This window comes from Pedobacter sp. P26, assembly GCF_050632135.1.
Lineage (GTDB): Bacteria > Bacteroidota > Bacteroidia > Sphingobacteriales > Sphingobacteriaceae > Pedobacter.
The window spans coordinates 4,126,712-4,145,935 of sequence record NZ_CP192574.1 but is presented as its reverse complement, the minus strand read 5'-3'; the positions used below and the strand labels follow the sequence as shown (position 1 = coordinate 4,145,935).

At 36.6% G+C, this 19,224-nt stretch carries 19 protein-coding genes, 2 tRNA genes and 2 pseudogenes; 17 read left to right on the top strand and 6 right to left on the bottom strand.

The window, feature by feature from the left end; genetic code table 11:
* Positions 1-53 precede the first annotated feature (53 nt).
* From ACQ86H_RS19305 to ACQ86H_RS19295, 3 genes are all read left to right on the top strand, one after another.
* Positions 54-2,423 (top strand): ABC transporter permease, encoded by a 2,370-nt coding sequence (locus ACQ86H_RS19305; protein ID WP_138822816.1) that lies wholly within the window; start codon positions 54-56, stop codon positions 2,421-2,423.
* Positions 2,424-2,510: 87 nt separating this feature from the next.
* The gene (locus ACQ86H_RS19300; protein ID WP_431292170.1) at positions 2,511-2,978 is read left to right on the top strand and encodes an ABC transporter ATP-binding protein; all 468 of its coding nucleotides are present in this window, start codon (positions 2,511-2,513) and stop codon (positions 2,976-2,978) included.
* On the top strand, positions 2,957-3,190 hold the full coding sequence (locus tag ACQ86H_RS19295) for a hypothetical protein (RefSeq protein WP_431292169.1): 234 nt from the start codon (positions 2,957-2,959) through the stop codon (positions 3,188-3,190). Before ACQ86H_RS19300 ends, ACQ86H_RS19295 begins: the two co-directional genes overlap by 22 nt.
* Before the next feature lie 65 nt (positions 3,191-3,255).
* Here ACQ86H_RS19295 and ACQ86H_RS19290 read toward each other — a convergent pair whose 3' ends face one another.
* The 4 genes from ACQ86H_RS19290 to ACQ86H_RS19275 all read right to left on the bottom strand — a co-directional run bounded on the left by ACQ86H_RS19290 (position 3,256) and on the right by ACQ86H_RS19275 (position 5,996).
* Complete coding sequence (locus ACQ86H_RS19290) at positions 3,256-4,254, bottom strand: hypothetical protein (protein WP_431292168.1); 999 nt, start codon at positions 4,252-4,254, stop codon at positions 3,256-3,258.
* Entirely contained in the window at positions 4,229-4,819 is a 591-nt protein-coding gene (locus ACQ86H_RS19285) for a hypothetical protein (RefSeq protein WP_431292167.1), read from the bottom strand. Before ACQ86H_RS19285 ends, ACQ86H_RS19290 begins: the two co-directional genes overlap by 26 nt.
* Before the next feature lie 85 nt (positions 4,820-4,904).
* Positions 4,905-5,360: a hypothetical protein gene (locus ACQ86H_RS19280; protein WP_431292166.1), complete on the bottom strand. Its 456-nt coding sequence runs from the start codon at positions 5,358-5,360 to the stop codon at positions 4,905-4,907.
* A gap of 195 nt (positions 5,361-5,555) precedes the next feature.
* Positions 5,556-5,996 (bottom strand): hypothetical protein, encoded by a 441-nt coding sequence (locus tag ACQ86H_RS19275; RefSeq protein ID WP_431292165.1) that lies wholly within the window; start codon positions 5,994-5,996, stop codon positions 5,556-5,558.
* A 198-nt stretch (positions 5,997-6,194) separates the two neighbouring features.
* Between ACQ86H_RS19275 and ACQ86H_RS19270 the strand changes: the two genes are divergently transcribed.
* The 13 genes and pseudogenes from ACQ86H_RS19270 (at position 6,195) to ACQ86H_RS19210 (ending at position 15,806) form a co-directional block, all read left to right on the top strand.
* A complete protein-coding gene (locus ACQ86H_RS19270) occupies positions 6,195-6,656 on the top strand; it encodes a hypothetical protein (protein WP_138822826.1) in 462 nt (153 codons plus the stop codon).
* Positions 6,657-6,861: 205 nt separating this feature from the next.
* Positions 6,862-7,311 (top strand): hypothetical protein, encoded by a 450-nt coding sequence (locus ACQ86H_RS19265; RefSeq protein WP_138822828.1) that lies wholly within the window; start codon positions 6,862-6,864, stop codon positions 7,309-7,311.
* Positions 7,272-8,036, top strand: coding sequence for a sensor histidine kinase (locus ACQ86H_RS19260; RefSeq protein WP_138822830.1), 765 nt, complete (start codon positions 7,272-7,274; stop codon positions 8,034-8,036). The genes ACQ86H_RS19265 and ACQ86H_RS19260 overlap by 40 nt, the downstream gene beginning before the upstream one ends.
* Complete coding sequence (locus tag ACQ86H_RS19255; protein ID WP_431292164.1) at positions 8,033-8,710, top strand: response regulator; 678 nt, start codon at positions 8,033-8,035, stop codon at positions 8,708-8,710. Before ACQ86H_RS19260 ends, ACQ86H_RS19255 begins: the two co-directional genes overlap by 4 nt.
* Before the next feature lie 54 nt (positions 8,711-8,764).
* Positions 8,765-9,562, top strand: a complete 798-nt coding sequence (locus ACQ86H_RS19250; protein ID WP_138822832.1) for an ABC transporter substrate-binding protein — start codon at positions 8,765-8,767, stop codon at positions 9,560-9,562.
* 61 nt (positions 9,563-9,623) lie between these two features.
* Positions 9,624-9,926, top strand: a complete 303-nt coding sequence (locus ACQ86H_RS19245) for a hypothetical protein (protein ID WP_138822834.1) — start codon at positions 9,624-9,626, stop codon at positions 9,924-9,926.
* 147 nt (positions 9,927-10,073) lie between these two features.
* Positions 10,074-10,154, top strand: a tRNA-Leu gene (locus ACQ86H_RS19240).
* A 618-nt stretch (positions 10,155-10,772) separates the two neighbouring features.
* A tRNA-Leu gene (locus tag ACQ86H_RS19235) sits at positions 10,773-10,853 on the top strand.
* Positions 10,854-11,014: 161 nt separating this feature from the next.
* Positions 11,015-12,369: pseudogene (gene tig, locus ACQ86H_RS19230) on the top strand (trigger factor).
* A gap of 51 nt (positions 12,370-12,420) precedes the next feature.
* Positions 12,421-12,777 (top strand): four helix bundle protein, encoded by a 357-nt coding sequence (locus ACQ86H_RS19225; protein ID WP_431292163.1) that lies wholly within the window; start codon positions 12,421-12,423, stop codon positions 12,775-12,777.
* A gap of 155 nt (positions 12,778-12,932) precedes the next feature.
* Positions 12,933-13,639: pseudogene (gene clpP, locus ACQ86H_RS19220) on the top strand (ATP-dependent Clp endopeptidase proteolytic subunit ClpP).
* Positions 13,623-14,861, top strand: coding sequence for an ATP-dependent Clp protease ATP-binding subunit ClpX (gene clpX, locus ACQ86H_RS19215; protein WP_138822842.1), 1,239 nt, complete (start codon positions 13,623-13,625; stop codon positions 14,859-14,861). Before clpP ends, clpX begins: the two are co-directional and overlap by 17 nt.
* A gap of 81 nt (positions 14,862-14,942) precedes the next feature.
* Positions 14,943-15,806 (top strand): AMP nucleosidase, encoded by an 864-nt coding sequence (locus ACQ86H_RS19210; RefSeq protein WP_210419455.1) that lies wholly within the window; start codon positions 14,943-14,945, stop codon positions 15,804-15,806.
* 455 nt (positions 15,807-16,261) lie between these two features.
* On the opposite strand, the gene ACQ86H_RS19205 is transcribed toward ACQ86H_RS19210, so the two are convergent.
* Positions 16,262-16,921, bottom strand: coding sequence for an ATP-binding cassette domain-containing protein (locus ACQ86H_RS19205; protein WP_138822845.1), 660 nt, complete (start codon positions 16,919-16,921; stop codon positions 16,262-16,264).
* A gap of 462 nt (positions 16,922-17,383) precedes the next feature.
* Positions 17,384-18,244, bottom strand: a complete 861-nt coding sequence (locus ACQ86H_RS19200; protein ID WP_010601359.1) for a sigma-70 family RNA polymerase sigma factor — start codon at positions 18,242-18,244, stop codon at positions 17,384-17,386.
* Between the two features lie 391 nt (positions 18,245-18,635).
* Between ACQ86H_RS19200 and ACQ86H_RS19195 the strand changes: the two genes are divergently transcribed.
* Positions 18,636-19,223, top strand: coding sequence for a hypothetical protein (locus ACQ86H_RS19195; protein WP_431292162.1), 588 nt, complete (start codon positions 18,636-18,638; stop codon positions 19,221-19,223).
* Position 19,224: the final 1 nt, after the last annotated feature.

Sequence of the window (19,224 nt, the reverse complement as noted above, 5' to 3'; positions counted from 1 at the left end):
AAAGGTTAAAACTTATGTCTTGATACCTGATACTAAATACTTGATACTAAAAAATGTTCAAACTCAACCTCAAAATCGCACTGCGAAACTTATTTAAAAACAAAGTTTATGCAGCTATAAACATTGGTGGCTTGGCTATTGGCTTAACCTCTTGCTTATTACTGTTATTATATGCCGGTTATGAGTGGGGCTATGATAAACAGTTTAAAAACTCACCTCATATCTATCAGGTCATGATCAATTTAAATGATCAGAAAGGAGAGGTGATCAGAACAATAAACCAATCGCAGAATGTGATGTTGGCTGCGCTTAAAGAAGAATTTCCTGATGTATTATATGGCGCCAGGATTACTGATGTTTATAAAAGATTGGTGGCCAATGGAGAAGAAAGTTTAAAATTAGATAGCAGGTACGTTGATCCGGATTTTTTAAAATTATTTGATTATCATTTTATCAGTGGAAATCCTACAAAGGCATTAAATGATCCTAATTCTATCGTTTTAACTGAAACAGCAGCAAAAAGGATATTCGGTACAACAGATGTGCTTAATCGAAAAGTAAGATTCGAAAATCAGGTTGATATAAAAGTTACAGCGGTAATAAAAGACCTTCCTGCCAATGTTACCTATGGTTTCGAGTCCTTAACTACATTTACCTTATATGAAAATTTAAACCAGTGGCCAAAAAAGCCAAATTGGGGTAGTCATGATTATTACACCTTAGTAAAATTAAATGAAAATATAGATATAGAAGCCTTTAATGTAAAATTAAAAGGTTTTGTAGGCAAACACTTTTCTGCAGCTAAAGAAGATGTATTTATTTATCCTTTAACAAAATTACACTTATACGGAGCATTTTTAAATGGTAAAAGCACTGGGGGCAATATTAGGCAGGTGCAACTGTTTGTTGGTTTGTCGATAGGCATTCTATTTATTGCCTGTATTAATTTTATGAATTTGGCAACCGCCAGCACACAAGGCAGGGCAAAAGAAATTGGCGTTAAAAAAACAATGGGTGCATCCAGGACAGATCTTGTTTTTCAGTTTATGCTGGAATCATTTATTTTAACCCTGATAAGCATATTATTAAGCATTATGCTACTCGAATTCAGTTTGCCAATGTTTAACCGGTTATTAGGGATTGAAATTGTGTTTGATTACCTCAATCCAACCAACTGGATATTGATGCTTAGTGTTTTGGTTATAACCGGCTTCATAGCAGGGAGCTATCCTTCATTTTACCTTTCTGGTTTTAACGTGATACAATCACTCAAAAAATCCTTAAATTTTAAAAAAGGATATGCCTTAACTTTCAGGCAGGTTTTGGTTGTCATACAATTTGGCTTTTCGGTAATATTGATTGCAGCAACCATAACCATTTATAAACAAATCCAGTTTATTAAAAACATACCTTTAGGTTACAGATCAAATGGACTGCTGGAAGTAGCTCACGAAGGATTGCTTTATGAAAAATTCAACCTGTTAAAAACAAGATTACTCTCCAGTGGCGCTGTTGTAGGCGTAACACAATCATCTGGCAGTATTTCTAACAAAAACAGCAGTATAAGAGGTCTGGGCTGGGTTGGGATGTCCGAAAGTGATAAAATGATCGATTTTGATCAGATCTACACCACTTATGATTTTACTAAAACGGTAAACGTCAGGTTGTTGGCCGGGAGGGATTTTGATCGGAAATTTGCTTCAGATACAGCGGCAATACTTTTGAGCAAAAAAGCGATTGAAGTAATGCACCTGAAAAGTCCGGTTGGTACCAGCATTGTATACCAGGGAATAAAAAGGAATGTGGTAGGGGTTTTTGATAATATTGTCTGGGGCGACCCAAGTAAAGTTGCCGCACCTATGGTTATTGCTTATGCAGATATCAGTGATGTAATTACCATGCGCTTAAATCCCGACAAAAGCTTAAGTGAAAGCATCAGTATTATTAATAAGTTGTTAAAAGAAGTAAACCCAAATTTTCCTGTCGAAATCAAATTTATTGATGGTTTAAACGAAATTAAACTTAAAAATGAAAAGATTTTGGGCACCTTGGCAAATCTATTTGGATGTTTGGCCGTTTTCATATCTTGTTTAGGTTTGTTCGGCCTTTCATCTTTTAGTACTGCACAAAGAATCAAGGAAGTAAGTATCCGAAAAATCTTAGGCGCTTCAATTACGGAGTTGATGACTTTGCTTTCTTCAAGTTTTTTGAAATTAATATTTATTGCAGTCGTAATTGCACTGCCAGTTGCCTATTATATTATGAATAACTGGTTAATGCATTTCGAACTCAGAACAAGCTTAAATTTGTGGGTGTTTATGGCAACAGCAACACTTACACTGTTAATTTCAATTTTAACAATTACCTGGCAAACCTATCGCGCCGCAAAAACAAATGCAGTTGATGCTTTAAAATACGAATAAAGGCGGGAAGGCCGAGGGTTTTAAGGTTGAAGGCTAAAGCGCCCAAACCTTCCAACCCTTAACCTTTCGACCCTCAACCTTAAAAATATGATACAATTAACCAACATCGAAAAATACTACGCAAACAAAGGCGTTAAAAATTATGTACTCCGTTTGGTAACCACAACCATTAAACAAGGAGAATTTGTTTCCATTATGGGACCATCAGGAGCCGGAAAATCTACCTTGCTCAACATTATTGGCATGCTCGAAGAACCGACCTACGGTACTTACGAATTTTTGGGAGAAAATGTAACCTCGCTTAACGAACGCAAACGCATTGAACTTTACCGCAATCACATCGGTTTTGTATTTCAGGCTTACCATTTAATTGATGAGATGACGGTGTACGAAAACATTGAAGCTCCTTTATTGTACAAAAAAATTGGTAGTTCTGAACGAGCCAGTAGGATTGCAGATCTTTTAGACCGCTTTAATATCGTAGCCAAAAAGATTTATTCCCGAACCAATTATCAGGAGGTCAGCAACAATTGGTGGGTATTGCCCGGGCACTAGCTGCACAACCTTCTATTATTTTGGCCGATGAGCCAACAGGAAATCTGCAATCTGCACAGGCCGAAGAAATTATGGGCCTTTTTAAAAAGCTCAATGAAGAAGATGGCATTACCATTATCCAGGTTACCCATTCAGAAAAAAATGCGCAGTATGGTAGCCGGATATTACACATTGCTGATGGCCTTGTAAAAGAAGATGTACAGGTCAGTTAAATTGGTATAAAATTGGTTTATCAGGTAAATATTACCACAGTTATTTACCTGATAAACCGTGCTAATCAATTTTTGATATGTTTAAATATCCGCAATGCGAATTTAAAGTGTGGATAATGCAGTTGCTTTACTTTATGGAATACGCTTGCCGTGAATAGCTTTGAGCTGCTCGAGACTGCATCAAGTTCCTTGCTTAAAAATGCAGTAATGTTTAAAATGATCATGATCGATGCAAATAGGTAAAGCCCCATAAAAATACCAATACAGAGATGCATGGTGATAATGGCCAGTATCCAGTATTTTCTGAAAAACCCGGTAAAGGCCATAAAAGGATAAAGGATTTCGTGCACTACTGTAGCCCAGCCCATCAACATAAATATTTTTGGGTATTGTGCCATAAATGAAAAGTCAAAATTATTAAATGGCGGACGGGTTAAAGCTTTCCACATGCTTTCGCCATTCCACCAGTTTATGCCGATGGCTTTATGAAAGCCGCCAAAAAAATAAATAAAACACATCTGGATCTGTATAAAACGTAAGCAGAATCTTCTGAACTCCGGAGAGGCAGTTTTAAGCTTGAGCAGAAATTCGTCCAAAGAAAAATCAGTAACCGGCATAAAGGTGCAGAAGAACAGGGAAATGGTAGTAAAATAGTCCATTCCATATAAAAAGAACGTATTCGATTGTATGATACAGAGGTGGATAAATAAAGTGATAAGGGCAGAAAGCCTGGTGAAGAGGCCAAACAACATCGTGATGATAAAAAGCAGGTGGATCAATAAAATGAAATGAAGCATTTGGTTATCAGAACTAAACAAACCGCCCAAAATATCGTTAAACCAACTCAGCCGTGGAATAAATTTCAACCAGATAAAAGTTTCAGTAACCTCACGGTTCGAAAAACCCGATAACCCGAAAAACTGATGCATTTCAGCATAAATACTCAGTATAAAAATAATGCAATGTATGCTAACAGCTATCCTGAAAAAAGCAAAGACATTGGTTTGTATAGGTTTAAATAAGAAATGATCTAAAATCTTATTTGTTTTCGATATGATATTCATAAGCATACATAAATTGATAAACAGTATTTTTTGATTGGGTGTAATTGCGTAATGAAGGGGTAAGTACCAGCCCGAAAATAGCTTTGGCAGAAACCACATTTTCCAGCCCCTTCATCTGCTCTTGCATCATAAACCTAATCAGCGAATTTCTCAGGAGTTCCACATCAGTTTTGCCAATGGTTTCATAATAATTGCAAAGCCTAAGTCCAAGTTCATGGCTGTTTATCTGCGGTATCATGGTTATTTTCTGTTTGTTTTTAAGCGTGTATTCAAAAACGAGTTTGTAACTCGTTGGTACATTTGGAGCAAAAAAACCGTACCCTGTTTCTGTGCCGGTATAGGCGAGGTAGTAATTAAGGTAATCGTTAAATTTGTAATCCGTTTTTCCCAATACAAAATCGAGTTTCTTTTTGATTGGTTGATAGGTAGATTGTTCCATTTCAACCAATAAAATACCCTTATTATTCACAATGCAATCAAGCGTAGTGTCTATATTGACAAAAGAAAGCAGCAGGTAATGTATCAGCATTCCAGCGACCAGAATAATTTTTACAGGTGTTTTCATGGCGGTTTTATGATTAAAAGCTGAAAATTGAAGAAGTTTCTGGCTTATCATTATCTAGAATCAAATAAGCCAGAAACTGAATAACTTACTGGTACTTCGAAAGTACGGTGCTGAGTTGGGCAATTAATCTCTGATTTATAGCACCTGCTTGATTGGTTTTTGTAGCCACACTTCCCTGTGTTGCAACAGAACCATTATCACCATGACAAACAGAAATCTGTAAAGTACAATCGGCTGCTACCATACTGGCTTTACCGGCCCTGCCAGAAATTACTGCGGCGGTTAATTTTCCTGATGTTTGAATGTTGGTGAGCTTACCGGTAGAGGCAAGAACCGTTCCGCGTGAACCATAACTTTTTACATTGTACAATGATGAATCATACTGTTTTAAAATGTTGTTCATGGCTCTTTTATCTCTGGAAGAGATTTTTGTACCCGGAGCAATAGAAATTCCATTTTTTTCAATGGCTACCTGAGCTTGTGAAAGCTGTGCGCAAAAGATGAATGCGAATAATGCGATAATTTTTGAAGAAGTTTTCATTTTGATTAAGATTTAGGTGAAAAATTAAATTGTTTATTAGATTGTTCTAGAATCAGATACCAAAGTTATGGAGGTAACTGTTCCGGCTTTTAGTGTATTATTACGCATTTAATTGCGTGCAACTACTTTTCTTAACCGTATTTATACCTGTTGATTCTGGTAAAGCTGCTGCTTATTGTTTAGGAAAAATGACCATTATTGATACTTGGAGAGCACAGCTTTCAATTGAGAGATTAAACGTTGCCTGGTTTTTTCCGTAACTGGCATCGAATTGATATCCTTGATAACTCTGGTAGGATCGGTAGTATTGTCGAGTATAGCCTGTACGGTCATGTCGGCCGCAACCATGTTCGCTTTTCCGTTAACCAGGTCGGATGATATTTTATCCGTAATTTGGATTCTGGCCAGATTGCCTTTTTTACTGATCATTTTTCCGCCTGCATCGTAGCTTCTGATCTGGTAAAGCGATGCATCGTAATGTTTTAAAATATTGTTTACTGCCTCCTTATCCCGGGCTGATATTTTTGTTCCCGGAGCAATGGAGATCCCATTCTCTTTAATGCTGACCTGTGCTTTCGAAACTTGCGCGCCAACAATAAGGCCATACCATAAACTGAACTGAATTAATGTTTTCATTTTGATTTAAAATTAATTGGTGAATAAATTTTCTAGAATTGAAATCAAAATTATAATGGCTCTTTTGATATTATTCAATGTGTTATTATGCGAAGGATGAGGTATAATTACCTGTAATAAATAGTATTTATACCTATTGCCTCAACTCGCCCTGCCTGTTAACTTAGCATGAAATCAGCACCTTAAATCAAATAAAAAATGGAAAGAAAGCGTTATGCAAAAGAATTTGTGGCCGAAGACCTCCGGAGCCGCACACATTTTATCCCGCTCGAAACGGCAAACCGGTACATTGAGAATTTTCATAAAAACCGCACCGCACTTATTCCTAAAAATTTGGAGGAAGAAGACAGAAGGGTAGCCATTTTGCCATTTTCAGAAACCTTTAACATCAAAAGCGTTTCAAAGTTGTTAAGTAGGAGGGGTTGCGAAGGGCTCAGGATACATTTTGGACTCAACGATCATTCGCAGGTTGTACTGGTGTTAAGAGCCGTTGATGGTTTTGGGAATGATATTGTAGGCCCGGTTTCCGGACCTGGTAAGAAGGAACTTAAATTAATGGTCTTATCTGCCAATACCCATCACGGCAATGAAGATAATTTGGATACCTATAGTTTAGATGATTCTCAGCGTGTACCACCCTGGCCAGTTGTATCCATATAAGTAAATGCAGCAAGTCCAGAATTTTATATTATCCCAGTCTATTCTGCTGGCCTGTGTAATAGGTCTGTTCAGGTGGAACAATATTGGCACTACCTTTAAGCCTTTTCTGTTTTATTGTTTTTTAGATTGCCTTACTGAAATTACCGTATTTGTTTTGATTGTGAAGCACATTAATCCTTGCTTAATAATTAATATTTACCTGCTTTTGTCTGCTTTATTGCTGCTGTGGCAATTTGGCAACTGGTTTATCGTTAGCAAAAAATCAAAGATATTGCAGGGATTAGCCATCATCCTTTTGATTGTTTGGGGAGTAGATTATTTTATCCTCCACCAGCTGTCGGATAACAGTGGCTTTTTCCGTATCGTGTACTCGTTTATATTGGTAATGCTGTCTATCACCTGCTTAAATAAATTGATCACCCTGGTTGATGGGAATATCCTAAAAGACTCGAGATTTTTGATCTGCGTAGCCCTGATCGTATTTTTTACCTTTAATATTTTTATCGAAATCATTTATTTTAATTCGAGTTCTAGTATTATCTTTAAGGAAAATGTATTTGATATTAAGCGGGTTATCAATGTTTTTGCCAATCTGGTTTTTGCTTTAGCCGTGTTATGGATACCGAAGAAAAAGAATTTTATAATGCCGTATTAATTGCTGCTGCAATTATTGGATTCATTATGCTTTATTTTATTGTATCCATGATTATGCAGCACCGAAAAAGCCGGCGGTTATCAAAAGACAGGATATTGGCAGAAATCAAAACACTGGAAAACGAAAGGCGGAGGATTGCATCTGATCTGCATGATGAAATAGGACCATTGCTCTCTACTGTTAAATTCCAGATCGCCCATCTGGATGCAGATACTGATGAAATGCAACATTTGATCCGCTCATCAGGAAAGCATATTGATACCATTATTCAACGGATGCGCGAAATTTCGACCAATTTAATGCCCTATATGTTGGAAAGAAAGGGGCTGGTATGGGCCATTCAGGATTTTATTAACCGTGTGCAACAGAACGGAGCCCTTAAGATTGTGTTTAAACATCACCTCAATAAACGTTTAACAGCCGATATAGAACTGAACGTGTACCGCATTGTACAGGAAATTTTGCACAATACCATCAAACATGCAAAAGCAAATCTACTGATGATTGTTTTGGAAGAAAATGATGAGGTACTACGTTTGCAGACAACCGACGATGGTATCGGTTTTGATTTTCAGGAAATTATAAAGCAGAATTCCGGACTTGGTCTGCTCAACCTGCAAAGTCGTATAGAGGTAATGAAAGGTACGGTTAGAATACCTTCACCAAATAATGGGAAAGGAGTAACCTACACTTTTGAAATTCCGGTTAAAGCTGATAAAAAATGATGAATGAAGAAAAAATCAGAATTATTATTGCCGATGATCATGTGGTTTTCAGGGAAGGACTGGCCATGGTGCTCAGCAATAAAGATAACATAGAACTCGTAGGAGCTGCCGGTAACGGTGAGCAATTGGTAAAACTGGCCATAAATCTGAAACCCCATGTCGTAATAACCGATATCAAAATGCCGGTTATGGATGGCATTGAGGCTGTAAAACAAATGGTTAAACTTAATCCGGATCTGGGTATTATTGCACTTTCCATGTTTGATGAAGAAGATCTGATTGTAGAAATGTTAGAAGCAGGCGCAAGAGGATACCTGCTTAAAAATGCCGATAAAAATGATATTTACGATGCCATTACTGCAGTAGCAACAGGCAATAATTTTTATTGCAAAACCACCTCTGCCAAATTGGCTACCGTGATTGCCAAAAGCAGGGCAAAAAAGGATAACAGGCCCAGTGATGCTAATTTTTCTGAACGTGAAATCGAAATCATTAAGCTTATCTGCAAGGAATTTACTAACAAAAAAATTGCCGACCAGCTTTATCTTAGTGTCAGGACAGTTGAAGGATACCGGGCTAAATTATTGGAAAAAATGCAGGTTAAAAATTCAATTGGGCTGGCCATTCATGCTTTTCAGCTGGGAATCATCAGTGGCATAGAAGAAAATGGGTGAAAAAGCATTTGACAGGATGTTTTCATTAAATTTGTGTTTCACAAATAAAAATAAATGCAAAAAAACTTTACCGATCAGCTCGGAAGAGAAATTAAAATTAATTTTCCACCCAAACGGATTATTTCTGTTGTTCCTTCCCAAACAGAGCTGCTGTTTGATCTGGGGCTTGATCAGGAAATTATCGGATTAACCAAGTTTTGCATCCATCCGATAGAAAAGTTTGCAACGCGAACCAAAGTAGGAGGGACGAAAAAGCTTAATATCGATTTAATTAAAGATTTAAAACCAGATCTGATTATCGGCAACAAAGAAGAAAATACTCAGGGTGATATAGAAGAACTTGCAGAATATTTTCCTGTTTGGATGAGCGATATTTTTACCCTTGATGATGCCACGAAAACCATTGCCGCAATAGGGGCGCTGGTAGATCGTGAACCTGAAGCCAGTTACCTGAACCACCTGATTTCTGCCGGATTTAACGATCTGAAAACACTCGCATTACAACATCATATCGATAAAAAAGTGGCTTACCTTATCTGGCGAAAGCCATATATGGCCGCAGGAAAAAATACATTTATTGATGATGTTCTGCTGATTAACGGTATGACGAATGTGATTAAAGAGGAGCGTTATCCTACAGTAACGTTGGAAAAATTGAAAACGACAAATTGTGAACTGATTTTACTTTCATCAGAGCCTTATCCTTTTGGAGAAAAACATATCGAAGAAATACAGGCGGCCATACCCGGTGCTAAAATTATGCTGGTTGATGGCGAAATGTTCAGTTGGTATGGAAGCAGGTTGGTTAAAGCCGTTCAGTATTTTTTCGAATTCCAAAAACAAGTTTATTAATCATACCGTTTTAATTTTTGTAAATTGTAGCATAAAATAAAATTACCCCGTTTACACCACCATGAAAAAAATCTTAATATTATCTCTGTTTGTTGCTGTGATTTCGGGCTGTAGCCCTTTGAAAGATGCAAACCATACCAGTTCTGTTACCGCAAGCGGAACTATCCAAAAACTAGGAATGACAACCTTTCAATATGGCACACACCTGTTAAAAGCCGACAATAAAACTTACGCTATAAAAAGTGGCTCTATCAATCTTGATACTTATTTAGATAGAAAAGTGACCATAAAAGGAAGAAAAGTTAAAGGCTATCCGATTGATGGCGGACCTGAGCTGGTTGATGTAACACTGGTAAAATTTTAGGTCAGATGGAAATGTAAGACGGATAACGAGTGAGTTCACTCCATAGTATGTGTCTCACAAACCATCACTAATCAAATTTTTATAATTCATAAAAATTTGATTTTTCGATTTAGTTTCTATCTTTGCAATCCTTAAAGTATCCTAACTGCGGAAGTGGCGTAATTGGTAGCCGCACCAGACTTAGGATCTGGCGCTTCACGGCGTGGGGTTCGAGTCCCTTCTTCCGCACGATAAGATCAACCGTTCCGATTTAAAAATCAGAGCGGTTTTTTTACGGCACAGCCCATCAATTTTTGTAATCATTATTACCCGAGCTATTTTTAACCACAGATGGTGTATTTGTTAGATATCCATCAATTTGTAACAGGTTGACTTTTTTACACGCTGTAAAAAAATAGAAAAAATCCCACACGTCCCATCGGAAAGCCAATTCGCCAATTTGCGTTTTTCGTTTGGTAGGGGTATTAGGTGTTTTAAACATTAATACTTCACCTACCCTTGCCAACTAGACCTGATCAAAGTGGTTCCGATTTTTCATCGGAAAGAACGGAGAGCAGGGCTACACTATCCTAACTGCCACTAAACCTGCTTTCCAAAAAGAATAAAGACTTTAAACAATACCAATATTTTATTTCAGCAATAGCCCTGCTTTAAATTACAAGTCCCCATGGTCTGTGTCTCCACAGACCATCGCGAAAGTGTTTAGTAAATCTATTGAATAATTTTTTTCTCCTTAAAAACTAATTAGTTAGCCCTTTTTGATTAAAATAATCAACAAAATATCTTTAATGCCTTTTGATTATTCAATCTTGTTTCTATCTTTGCAGTCCTTACAACATCCTAACTGCGGAAGTGGCGTAATTGGTAGCCGCACCAGACTTAGGATCTGGCGCTTCACGGCGTGGGGTTCGAGTCCCTTCTTCCGCACAACAAGATAAAGGCCGTTCCGATTTAAACATCGGAACGGTTTTGTTTTTAAAAAACATTGATTAATAAAAATTGATGTACTGTTTCGGTTGTGTCGATATATGGTTTATCTCATATCTCAATTCTCCGATCTAAAGCACATCTTAATATATCTCAGAAAAATGAATATTACACAGGAAAAAACCGGCAACTTAAATGCTGTTGTAAAAATCAAGATCGCACCTGCTGATTACACTGGAAAAGTAGAGAAAGCCATTAAAGATCAAGCTAAAAAAGCACAATTACCTGGTTTCCGTAAAGGAATGGTTCCTGCTGCCCACATTAAAAAATGTATGGCAAAAGTATCCTGGTAGAAGAGGTTAACAACTTGTTAAACGATACCTTATCTAACTATATCGCTGAGCAAAAAATAGAAATTTTAGGTCAACCGCTTCCTAAAATGGACGATGAACGCGAATTTAAATGGGACAATACAGATGATTTCGAATTTGATTATGAGTTAGGTTTAGCGCCGGCTTTTGATGTAAATCTTTCATCTAAAGATAAATTTACTGAATACGTAATTAAAGCGGATCAGGAAACTTTAGAAAGCCGTATCAAAAATATCCGCCGTAGTTATGGTAAAATGACTAATCCAGAGGTTTCGGCTGATGATGATGTACTTTACGCCGAATTAAACCAGGTAACTGAAGATGGTACTGCTGTTGAAGGTGGTATTACCAGTACTGCAAGTGTTCGTTTAGATCAAATTAAAGATAAAAAGATTCTTAAATCACTAATTGGTTTAAAGAAAGATGACGAAGTAACCATCGACATCCAGAAAGCATTTGAAGATGCTGCCGTAATTGCAAAAGCTTTAAATATTTCAGAAGAAGAAGCAGCTGCTTTAAAGGCAAACTTCAAACTTCACGTTAAAAACGTTAACCGTTTAGAAGAATCTGACTTAAACCAGGAGTTTTTTGATAAATTATTTGGTGAGGGTACAGTAACCGACGAAGCTGGTTTCAAAGCTAAAATTACCGAAGAAGTAGAAGGTATGTTTAAACAGGATGCTGAACGTAAATTATCAAACGATATTTATGAAGCACTTTTAGCTAAACACACTTTTGAATTGCCTGATGAATTTTTACGTCGTTGGTTGAAAGCTACAAACGAAAAATTAACTGACGAAGAATTAGCTGAAGGTTATGATGATTTCGCTAAAAACCTTAAATGGACTTTAATCGAAAATAAAATCATTAAAGATAACAGCATTGAAATTAAATATGAGGATGTAGTTCAGGCGGCTAAAGCTAAATTAGATGCGCAGTTCAGGATGTACAGCCCAAGCCCGCTTCCTGAAGATCAACTGGCTCAATATGCTGTTCAGTTTTTACAGGAAAAAGAAAATGCAAACCGTGTTTTCGAAGAGGTAAAAGCATTAAAAACTTTCGAACAAATCAAATCTGTTGTCACTTTAGAGCAAAAAGATATTGATTACGATAAGTTTGTGGCGCTCGTGGAGAAAAAAGCATAGGGCATAGCGCCAGGAGCTTTAAATATTATATATAAAATCTTATTTTGCTATATGGCAAAATTTAGATTTCAAGACTTGCTAATTTGGCAGAGAGCTATTATAGTAGGCAATAAATTAATTGATATTTCTGAAAAATTAGAAGAAATAAAAAAGTTTAGATTCGCAGAGCAGCTTCGAGGAGCTGCTCTTAGCGTATCTAATAATATAGCAGAAGGGTCTGGTTCCAATTCCGCTGCCGATTTCAAACGTTTTTTAAACTATGCACATCGGTCTATTTTCGAAAATGCGAATATTCTTTTGGTGTTAAATTTAAGATTACTAGTTTCTGACAAGGATTTGGCAGATTTATTGGAAGATTTAGATATTTTAGCGAGAATGATTTCCAGCTTTTCTAAAAGTTTGAAGTAACGGAGTGCTATATTGTCATAGATTTCGATGTGGTATACTCTTTGTCTAAACCAACATAATTAAAATATTATTTATATTTTGGTTTTTTATTATTCACGAAACGATGGGGAACAGGAGCTCAAAACTCTATGCCCTCTGCTAAAAACTCATAACTCATGAACATAGATTCACAAGAATTCAGGAAATTTGCCGTTAAACATCAGGGAATTGGCGGTTTACACGTAGATAAATTTATTGCTCAGGCTAATTTGAATCCTAAGAGCATGACGCCATACATTATTGAAGAACGCCAGTTGAATGTAGCACAGATGGATGTTTTCTCAAGATTAATGATGGACCGTATTATCTTTTTAGGTGATGCCATTTACGATCAGAATGCCAACATTATCCAGGCACAGTTGTTGTTTTTACAATCTGCAGATGCCGATAGAGACATTCAGATCTATATTAACTCGCCAGGTGGTTCGGTTTATGCAGGTTTAGGTATTTACGATACCATGCAGTATATCCAGCCTGATGTAGCTACAATTTGTACCGGTATGGCAGCATCAATGGGTGCCGTTTTATTAGTGGCAGGCGCAAAAGGAAAACGTGCTGCATTGCCTCACTCAAGAGTAATGATCCACCAGCCATCAGGAGGTGCACAAGGTGTGGCATCTGATATGGAGATCAACCTGAGAGAAATGTTGAAATTAAAAAAGAATTATACGATATTATTTCAGAGCACTCTGGTCAAACTTATGATTGGGTAGAGAAAGCTTCAGATCGCGATTACTGGATGACTGCCGATGAGGCAAAAGGTTTTGGTATGGTTGATGAAGTATTATCGAGAAACGCAAAGAAAGATGGCGAAACAAAATAAAGAATCCCGTTGCTCATTCTGCCATTCTGGCAAGCATGAAACTTTAATGCTGATTGAAGGCATGGATGCATTTATCTGTGATAAATGTGTTACCCAGGCCAATCAGTTGCTTGCGCAGGAATTAGGAACCAAAGGGACAAAAAATATTCAGGAGGCGATAAACTTATTAAAGCCTCTTGAAATTAAACAACACCTTGATCAATATGTAATTGGTCAGGATGATGCTAAAAAGGTGCTTTCTGTTGCCGTTTACAATCACTACAAGCGCTTAAATCAAAAAATTGATAAAGACGAGATTGAGATTGAAAAATCGAATATCATGTTGGTGGGCGAAACCGGAACGGGTAAAACGCTTTTGGCTAAAACCATTGCGAAAATTCTGCACGTGCCTTTCTGTATTTGCGATGCAACTGTTTTAACAGAAGCAGGTTATGTAGGTGAAGATGTGGAGAGTATCTTAACACGTTTGCTTCAGGCTGCAGATTATGATGTAACGGCTGCAGAACGTGGTATTGTATATATCGATGAGGTAGATAAAGTGGCACGTAAAAGCGATAATCCATCTATTACCCGTGATGTATCAGGTGAAGGTGTTCAACAGGCCTTATTGAAGATTTTAGAAGGTACGGTTGTTAACGTTCCACCCCAGGGCGGACGTAAGCATCCCGATCAGAAAATGATCCCGGTAAATACAAATAACATCTTATTTATTTGCGGTGGAGCTTTTGATGGTATCGAACGCAAAATTGCCAACCGTTTACGTACCCAGGCTGTAGGATATAAAGTAAAGAAAGATGAGACTGTATTGGATCTTAAAAATCTTTATAAATATATTACACCTCAGGATCTGAAATCATTCGGGTTAATTCCAGAATTAATTGGCCGTATACCAGTTCTTTCTCACTTAAATCCATTAGATAAAGAATCTTTAAGAAACATTTTAACCGCACCTAAAAATTCATTGATCAAGCAGTATGTTAAGCTTTTTGCTTACGAAGACGTGAAGCTTGTTTTTGATGAGGATGTTTTAAATTTTATTGTAGATAAAGCAATGGAATACAAACTTGGTGCACGTGGTTTAAGATCAATCTGTGAAGCGATTATGTTGGATGCGATGTTTGATACACCAACGCAGACGGATGTCAAGGAGTTGCACATCAATCTCGATTACGCGATAGAGAAATTTGAAAAGGCCGATTTTAAAAAGTTGCAGGCCGCTTAAAAAATCAAATCCTTCCCGTAATTCGGGGGGGATTTTTTGTAATACGCTTAGCGCATGGCGCATAGCGCTAAACTAATTGTTATGAACGAAGAAAAAGACATAAAAAAAGCCCAAGAAATAGTAGAAAAATCTAAAAAAGTAAAAGAAGTAGAAAGTCCCGTTAAATCTGGATTAAAATCCAAAGATGAAATTGTTAAAAACTGGCTACCGCGTTATACCGGCCGCCCTTTAGATCAATTTGGTGATTACATCCTGTTAACCAATTTCAGTAAATATGTAAGCATGTTTTCGGAATGGAACGATAATGCGCCGATTATGGGTTTAGATAAACCTATGCAGAGCGTTACCGCTAATGGTATTACGATTATCAACTTTGGTATGGGAAGTCCACTGGCAGCCACCATGATGGATTTATTAACGGCGATTAAGCCTAAAGCAGTTTTGTTTTTGGGTAAATGTGGCGGTTTAAAAAAGAAAAACCAATTAGGTGATTTAATCCTGCCAATTGCGGCCATTAGGGGAGAAGGTACCTCAAATGATTACCTGCCGGCAGAAGTACCTGCATTGCCTGCCTTCGCCTTGCAGAAAGCGATTTCTACCACCATTCGCGATCATGGTAGGGATTACTGGACCGGAACCTGTTACACCACCAACCGTAGGGTTTGGGAACACGACAAAGAGTTCAAAAAATACTTGAAAACTTTGAGGGCAATGGCGGTAGATATGGAAACAGCGACAATTTTCACCACGGCCTTTGCCAATAAAATCCCAGCTGGCGCATTACTTTTGGTCTCCGATCAACCGATGATCCCTGAAGGGGTTAAAACGGCAGAGAGCGATAGCACTGTTACCGAAAAATATGTAGAAACACATTTGCGTATTGGCATTGATTCTTTAAAACAGTTAATCAATAATGGATTAACAGTTAAACACTTGTTGTTTTAGGATGATAAAATCGTTGTCCTGAACTTGTTTCAGGATCTTTTAATTTAAGCTGTTGAAAGAAAAGATAGATGCTGGACAAATCCGATATCCATCGGTTCAGCATCACGCATTGGGTTAGGGCGGTCGTCATCCTGAACTTGTTTCAGATCTTTTAATTTGGGTTGTTGGAAAAAGATAGATGCTGAATAAATCCGATAGCCATCAGATCAGTATCACGCATTAGGTTCGGGCGATCGTTATCCTGAACTTGTTTCAGGATCTTTTAATCTGAGTTGTTAAAAGAAGAATAGATGCTGAAATAAGTCCGATAACCATCGGATCAGTATCACGCATTAGGTTCGGGCGATCGTCATCCTGAACTTGTTTCAGGATCTTTTAATCTGAGTTGTTAAAAGAAAAATAGATGCTGAAATAAATCCGATAACCATCAGATCAGCATGACGTAGTCTTTAAATTTAAGCTGTAGAGCCTGGGAGGTAACCATAGGTCACCAGGTCATCTTGATTATGGATGGTATAGTTGCATCTGTTATGCAGCAGTACAATGCGGTCAGAAACATCTAAAATAGACTTGTAGTAATGATCAGTAATAATAAAGCCTTTATCTGCTTTTGATTTATTAATATGCTTTTTTAACTCTTCTATCCATAAAGGTGATAATTGCGAGAATGGCTCATCAAGAAGTATATATTGCGCGTCGCTGTAAATTATTAATAAACATTCGATAAACCTGCGTTCTCCACCAGATAGGTTATAGAATTTAGTGTTTAAATATTTTTTTACAAATTCGAATTGTTGTAATTCAGCACGCTGTTTTTTGCAAAAGGTATCGATGGCCTGCAAAACAGTGATCTTGCCTGGGATGAAATTATCTTGAGGCAAATAGGACAGGTTCTTAGATAGGTAACCTTTTTTATATACTTTATTATTTATATTAAGGTACTTGAAGTTCGCTTTTACGCTTCCAAAAATGATTTTTAATAAGGTTGATTTACCTGATCCATTCCTGCCCAATAAACCAACTACTTCGCCAGTTTTACAGTTTAGGTAAACACTGCTTAATACTTCGCGGTCTGCAAAAGATTGGTTAACACTGTCGATAGAAAGTTCCTGCATATTGATGATAAAATTAAAATTCCGACAAAAACTATTAAATCATATAAAACCAGGTTTATCATAATTTTTCTAAATCCTATTCCCTGATTTTTGAAATAATATGCAGTAGATTGATAAAACATGAAGTATATGGCTATAGAAAATAACCAGCCGATAAATTTGATAAATAGCGCAAAGGTGTAAATCCCTGGCTCCTTAAAACCATTTAAAATGAAAAATACCGATGTGAGTAAGCTAACCAATACATTCCATAAAAAAATGGGCTTGTATATAGTTAAGGATTTTTTGAGTAAACCAATCGACATGATTTAAAGATATAAAATCATAACGATAAATTTAGTTGTCTGTAAATAAAAAAGATAGCTAGCGTGTAATCGTCATTTCTACCGTATCGGAGAAATGTAATAAACAAAAAAAGACCAGCCTTAGCCGATCTTTTAATATTGATATACATCTAATCTCTTATCCTAAATAAGATTTTAAGATTTTGCTTCTTGAAGTATGACGTAAGCGTTGTAATGCTTTATCTTTAATCTGACGAACGCGCTCGCGTGTTAAATTAAATTTCTCACCAATCTCCTCTAACGAAAGTGGGTGGTTAGAACCTAAGCCGAAGAATAAAACAATAATTTCTCTTTCTCTTTCAGTTAGAGTAGATAAAGAACGTTTAATCTCTTCTGACAATGATTCGTTGATCAATGAACTATCCGTATTTGGTTCATGGTTTTCCAATACATCCAATAATGTGTTTTCTTCACCTTGAACGAAAGGAGCATCCATGGATACGTGACGGCCAGAGTTGCTTAAAGTATCTGAGATTTTATCTACAGTTGTCTCTAAAATATCTGCTAATTCTTCCGGAGAAGGCTCACGCTCGTATTCCTGCTCTAGCTTAGAAAAAGCTTTACTGATTTTACTTAAGGAACCAACCTGGTTTAAAGGCAAACGCACAATACGGCTTTGCTCGGCAATTGCCTGTAAAATAGATTGACGGATCCACCAAACTGCATAAGAAATGAACTTGAAACCTTTGGTTTCATCAAAACGTTTTGCCGCTTTAATTAAACCTAAGTTCCCCTCATTAATCAAGTCTCCTAAAGTTAAACCCTGATTTTGATATTGTTTTGCAACAGACACAACGAAACGTAAGTTGGTTTTAGTTAAGCGCTCTAATGCAGCCTGATCGCCCTCACGAATCTTCCTTGCTAAAATTACTTCCTCTTCTGCTGTTATTAAATCTACTTTACCAATTTCGTGTAGGTATTTATCTAACGACTGACTTTCACGGTTGGTTATGGATTGCGTTATCTTGAGTTGTCTCATTTATACGTTTTGTGTGCTCTTTAATTATTGAAGTGTGCAAAGTTACGAAATTGTATGGCAATCCGAAAGGATAAAATGCTGAAAATGTTACTGTTTGCACATGTTTTTTATACTTTTACTTACAACAAAAATCATTCCAAGAAAGTTTTTGACATATTTTCACCTATACCAAGGCTTGTAGCTGCTTTTCGATTATTATTTATTGTAAATCAATAAATATATTTTGATTTATAATAATTAAATTTTTATGTTTGCCCTGTAAATAATTAAATAAATATGACGTTTCATTAAATTCAGTTATTTAGTGCAGATAACAAAAGCCATAATGTCCTGGTAGTTTTTTCAGGCAAAAAAATTAAAATCAAAAGAGAAATTATTTTAAGAATTATCAATGAATACGCTTACTTTGACCATCAGGAATTCTGCTATTACCTTAATTGCACTTTGTATAATTACAGCAACGGTACATTTTGTATATGCTTTTATAGATTATAATAACCAGTCGCTCAGTTTCCATGTAAAGAAAACTGCAGAAGTTCAGGTCGAAAATTTTAATGGTTTAAAATTCAAAAATAAACAAATTGGTGAGCTGGAAATTAAACCCACAATAATCCAGGCTATAATACTTGAGGATGGTATGTTCAATGACGGAGGCGCCGCCATGTTTTTTTACCTGATTTCATACCTTATAGTGCTTAAAAAAATTAAAAATAAGGTAATTACTTTAGAAAGTTTAACGGAAAAGAACATCGTCAAAATTGTATGGGTAGCAGCAGGACTCTTCTTTGCACTCTATTTTTTGATCAGAATACTTCTTAATGAATATGTTGATTCCTTAACCATGGGGCAATTTAAGCATGATGATAATTTGCGGGCTTATCTGGGTTTTGCCGTTCTTGGTACTGTCATTTTTAATGCTATTTATGGTCTTATTCGATATACGAAAAAACTTAAACGAGAAAATGATTTAACGATATAGC

What these genes read in the sequence shown, in the direction of transcription:
- ACQ86H_RS19245 (WP_138822834.1), top strand. Translation starts at nt 9,624, where the DNA reads ATGAAAAAAATCTTAATATTATCTCTGTTTGTTGCTGTGATTTCGGGC.
- ACQ86H_RS19290 (WP_431292168.1), bottom strand. Translation starts at nt 4,254, where the DNA reads ATGAATATCATATCGAAAACAAATAAGATTTTAGATCATTTCTTATTT.
- ACQ86H_RS19200 (WP_010601359.1), bottom strand. Translation starts at nt 18,244, where the DNA reads ATGAGACAACTCAAGATAACGCAATCCATAACCAACCGTGAAAGTCAG.
- ACQ86H_RS19255 (WP_431292164.1), top strand. Translation starts at nt 8,033, where the DNA reads ATGATGAATGAAGAAAAAATCAGAATTATTATTGCCGATGATCATGTG.
- ACQ86H_RS19285 (WP_431292167.1), bottom strand. Translation starts at nt 4,819, where the DNA reads ATGAAAACACCTGTAAAAATTATTCTGGTCGCTGGAATGCTGATACAT.
- ACQ86H_RS19250 (WP_138822832.1), top strand. Translation starts at nt 8,765, where the DNA reads ATGCAAAAAAACTTTACCGATCAGCTCGGAAGAGAAATTAAAATTAAT.
- ACQ86H_RS19275 (WP_431292165.1), bottom strand. Translation starts at nt 5,996, where the DNA reads ATGAAAACATTAATTCAGTTCAGTTTATGGTATGGCCTTATTGTTGGC.
- ACQ86H_RS19305 (WP_138822816.1), top strand. Translation starts at nt 54, where the DNA reads ATGTTCAAACTCAACCTCAAAATCGCACTGCGAAACTTATTTAAAAAC.
- ACQ86H_RS19280 (WP_431292166.1), bottom strand. Translation starts at nt 5,360, where the DNA reads ATGAAAACTTCTTCAAAAATTATCGCATTATTCGCATTCATCTTTTGC.
- ACQ86H_RS19210 (WP_210419455.1), top strand. Translation starts at nt 14,943, where the DNA reads ATGAACGAAGAAAAAGACATAAAAAAAGCCCAAGAAATAGTAGAAAAA.
- ACQ86H_RS19205 (WP_138822845.1), bottom strand. Translation starts at nt 16,921, where the DNA reads ATGCAGGAACTTTCTATCGACAGTGTTAACCAATCTTTTGCAGACCGC.
- clpX (WP_138822842.1), top strand. Translation starts at nt 13,623, where the DNA reads ATGGCGAAACAAAATAAAGAATCCCGTTGCTCATTCTGCCATTCTGGC.
- ACQ86H_RS19195 (WP_431292162.1), top strand. Translation starts at nt 18,636, where the DNA reads ATGAATACGCTTACTTTGACCATCAGGAATTCTGCTATTACCTTAATT.
- ACQ86H_RS19225 (WP_431292163.1), top strand. Translation starts at nt 12,421, where the DNA reads ATGGCAAAATTTAGATTTCAAGACTTGCTAATTTGGCAGAGAGCTATT.
- ACQ86H_RS19260 (WP_138822830.1), top strand. Translation starts at nt 7,272, where the DNA reads ATGGATACCGAAGAAAAAGAATTTTATAATGCCGTATTAATTGCTGCT.
- ACQ86H_RS19270 (WP_138822826.1), top strand. Translation starts at nt 6,195, where the DNA reads ATGGAAAGAAAGCGTTATGCAAAAGAATTTGTGGCCGAAGACCTCCGG.
- ACQ86H_RS19300 (WP_431292170.1), top strand. Translation starts at nt 2,511, where the DNA reads ATGATACAATTAACCAACATCGAAAAATACTACGCAAACAAAGGCGTT.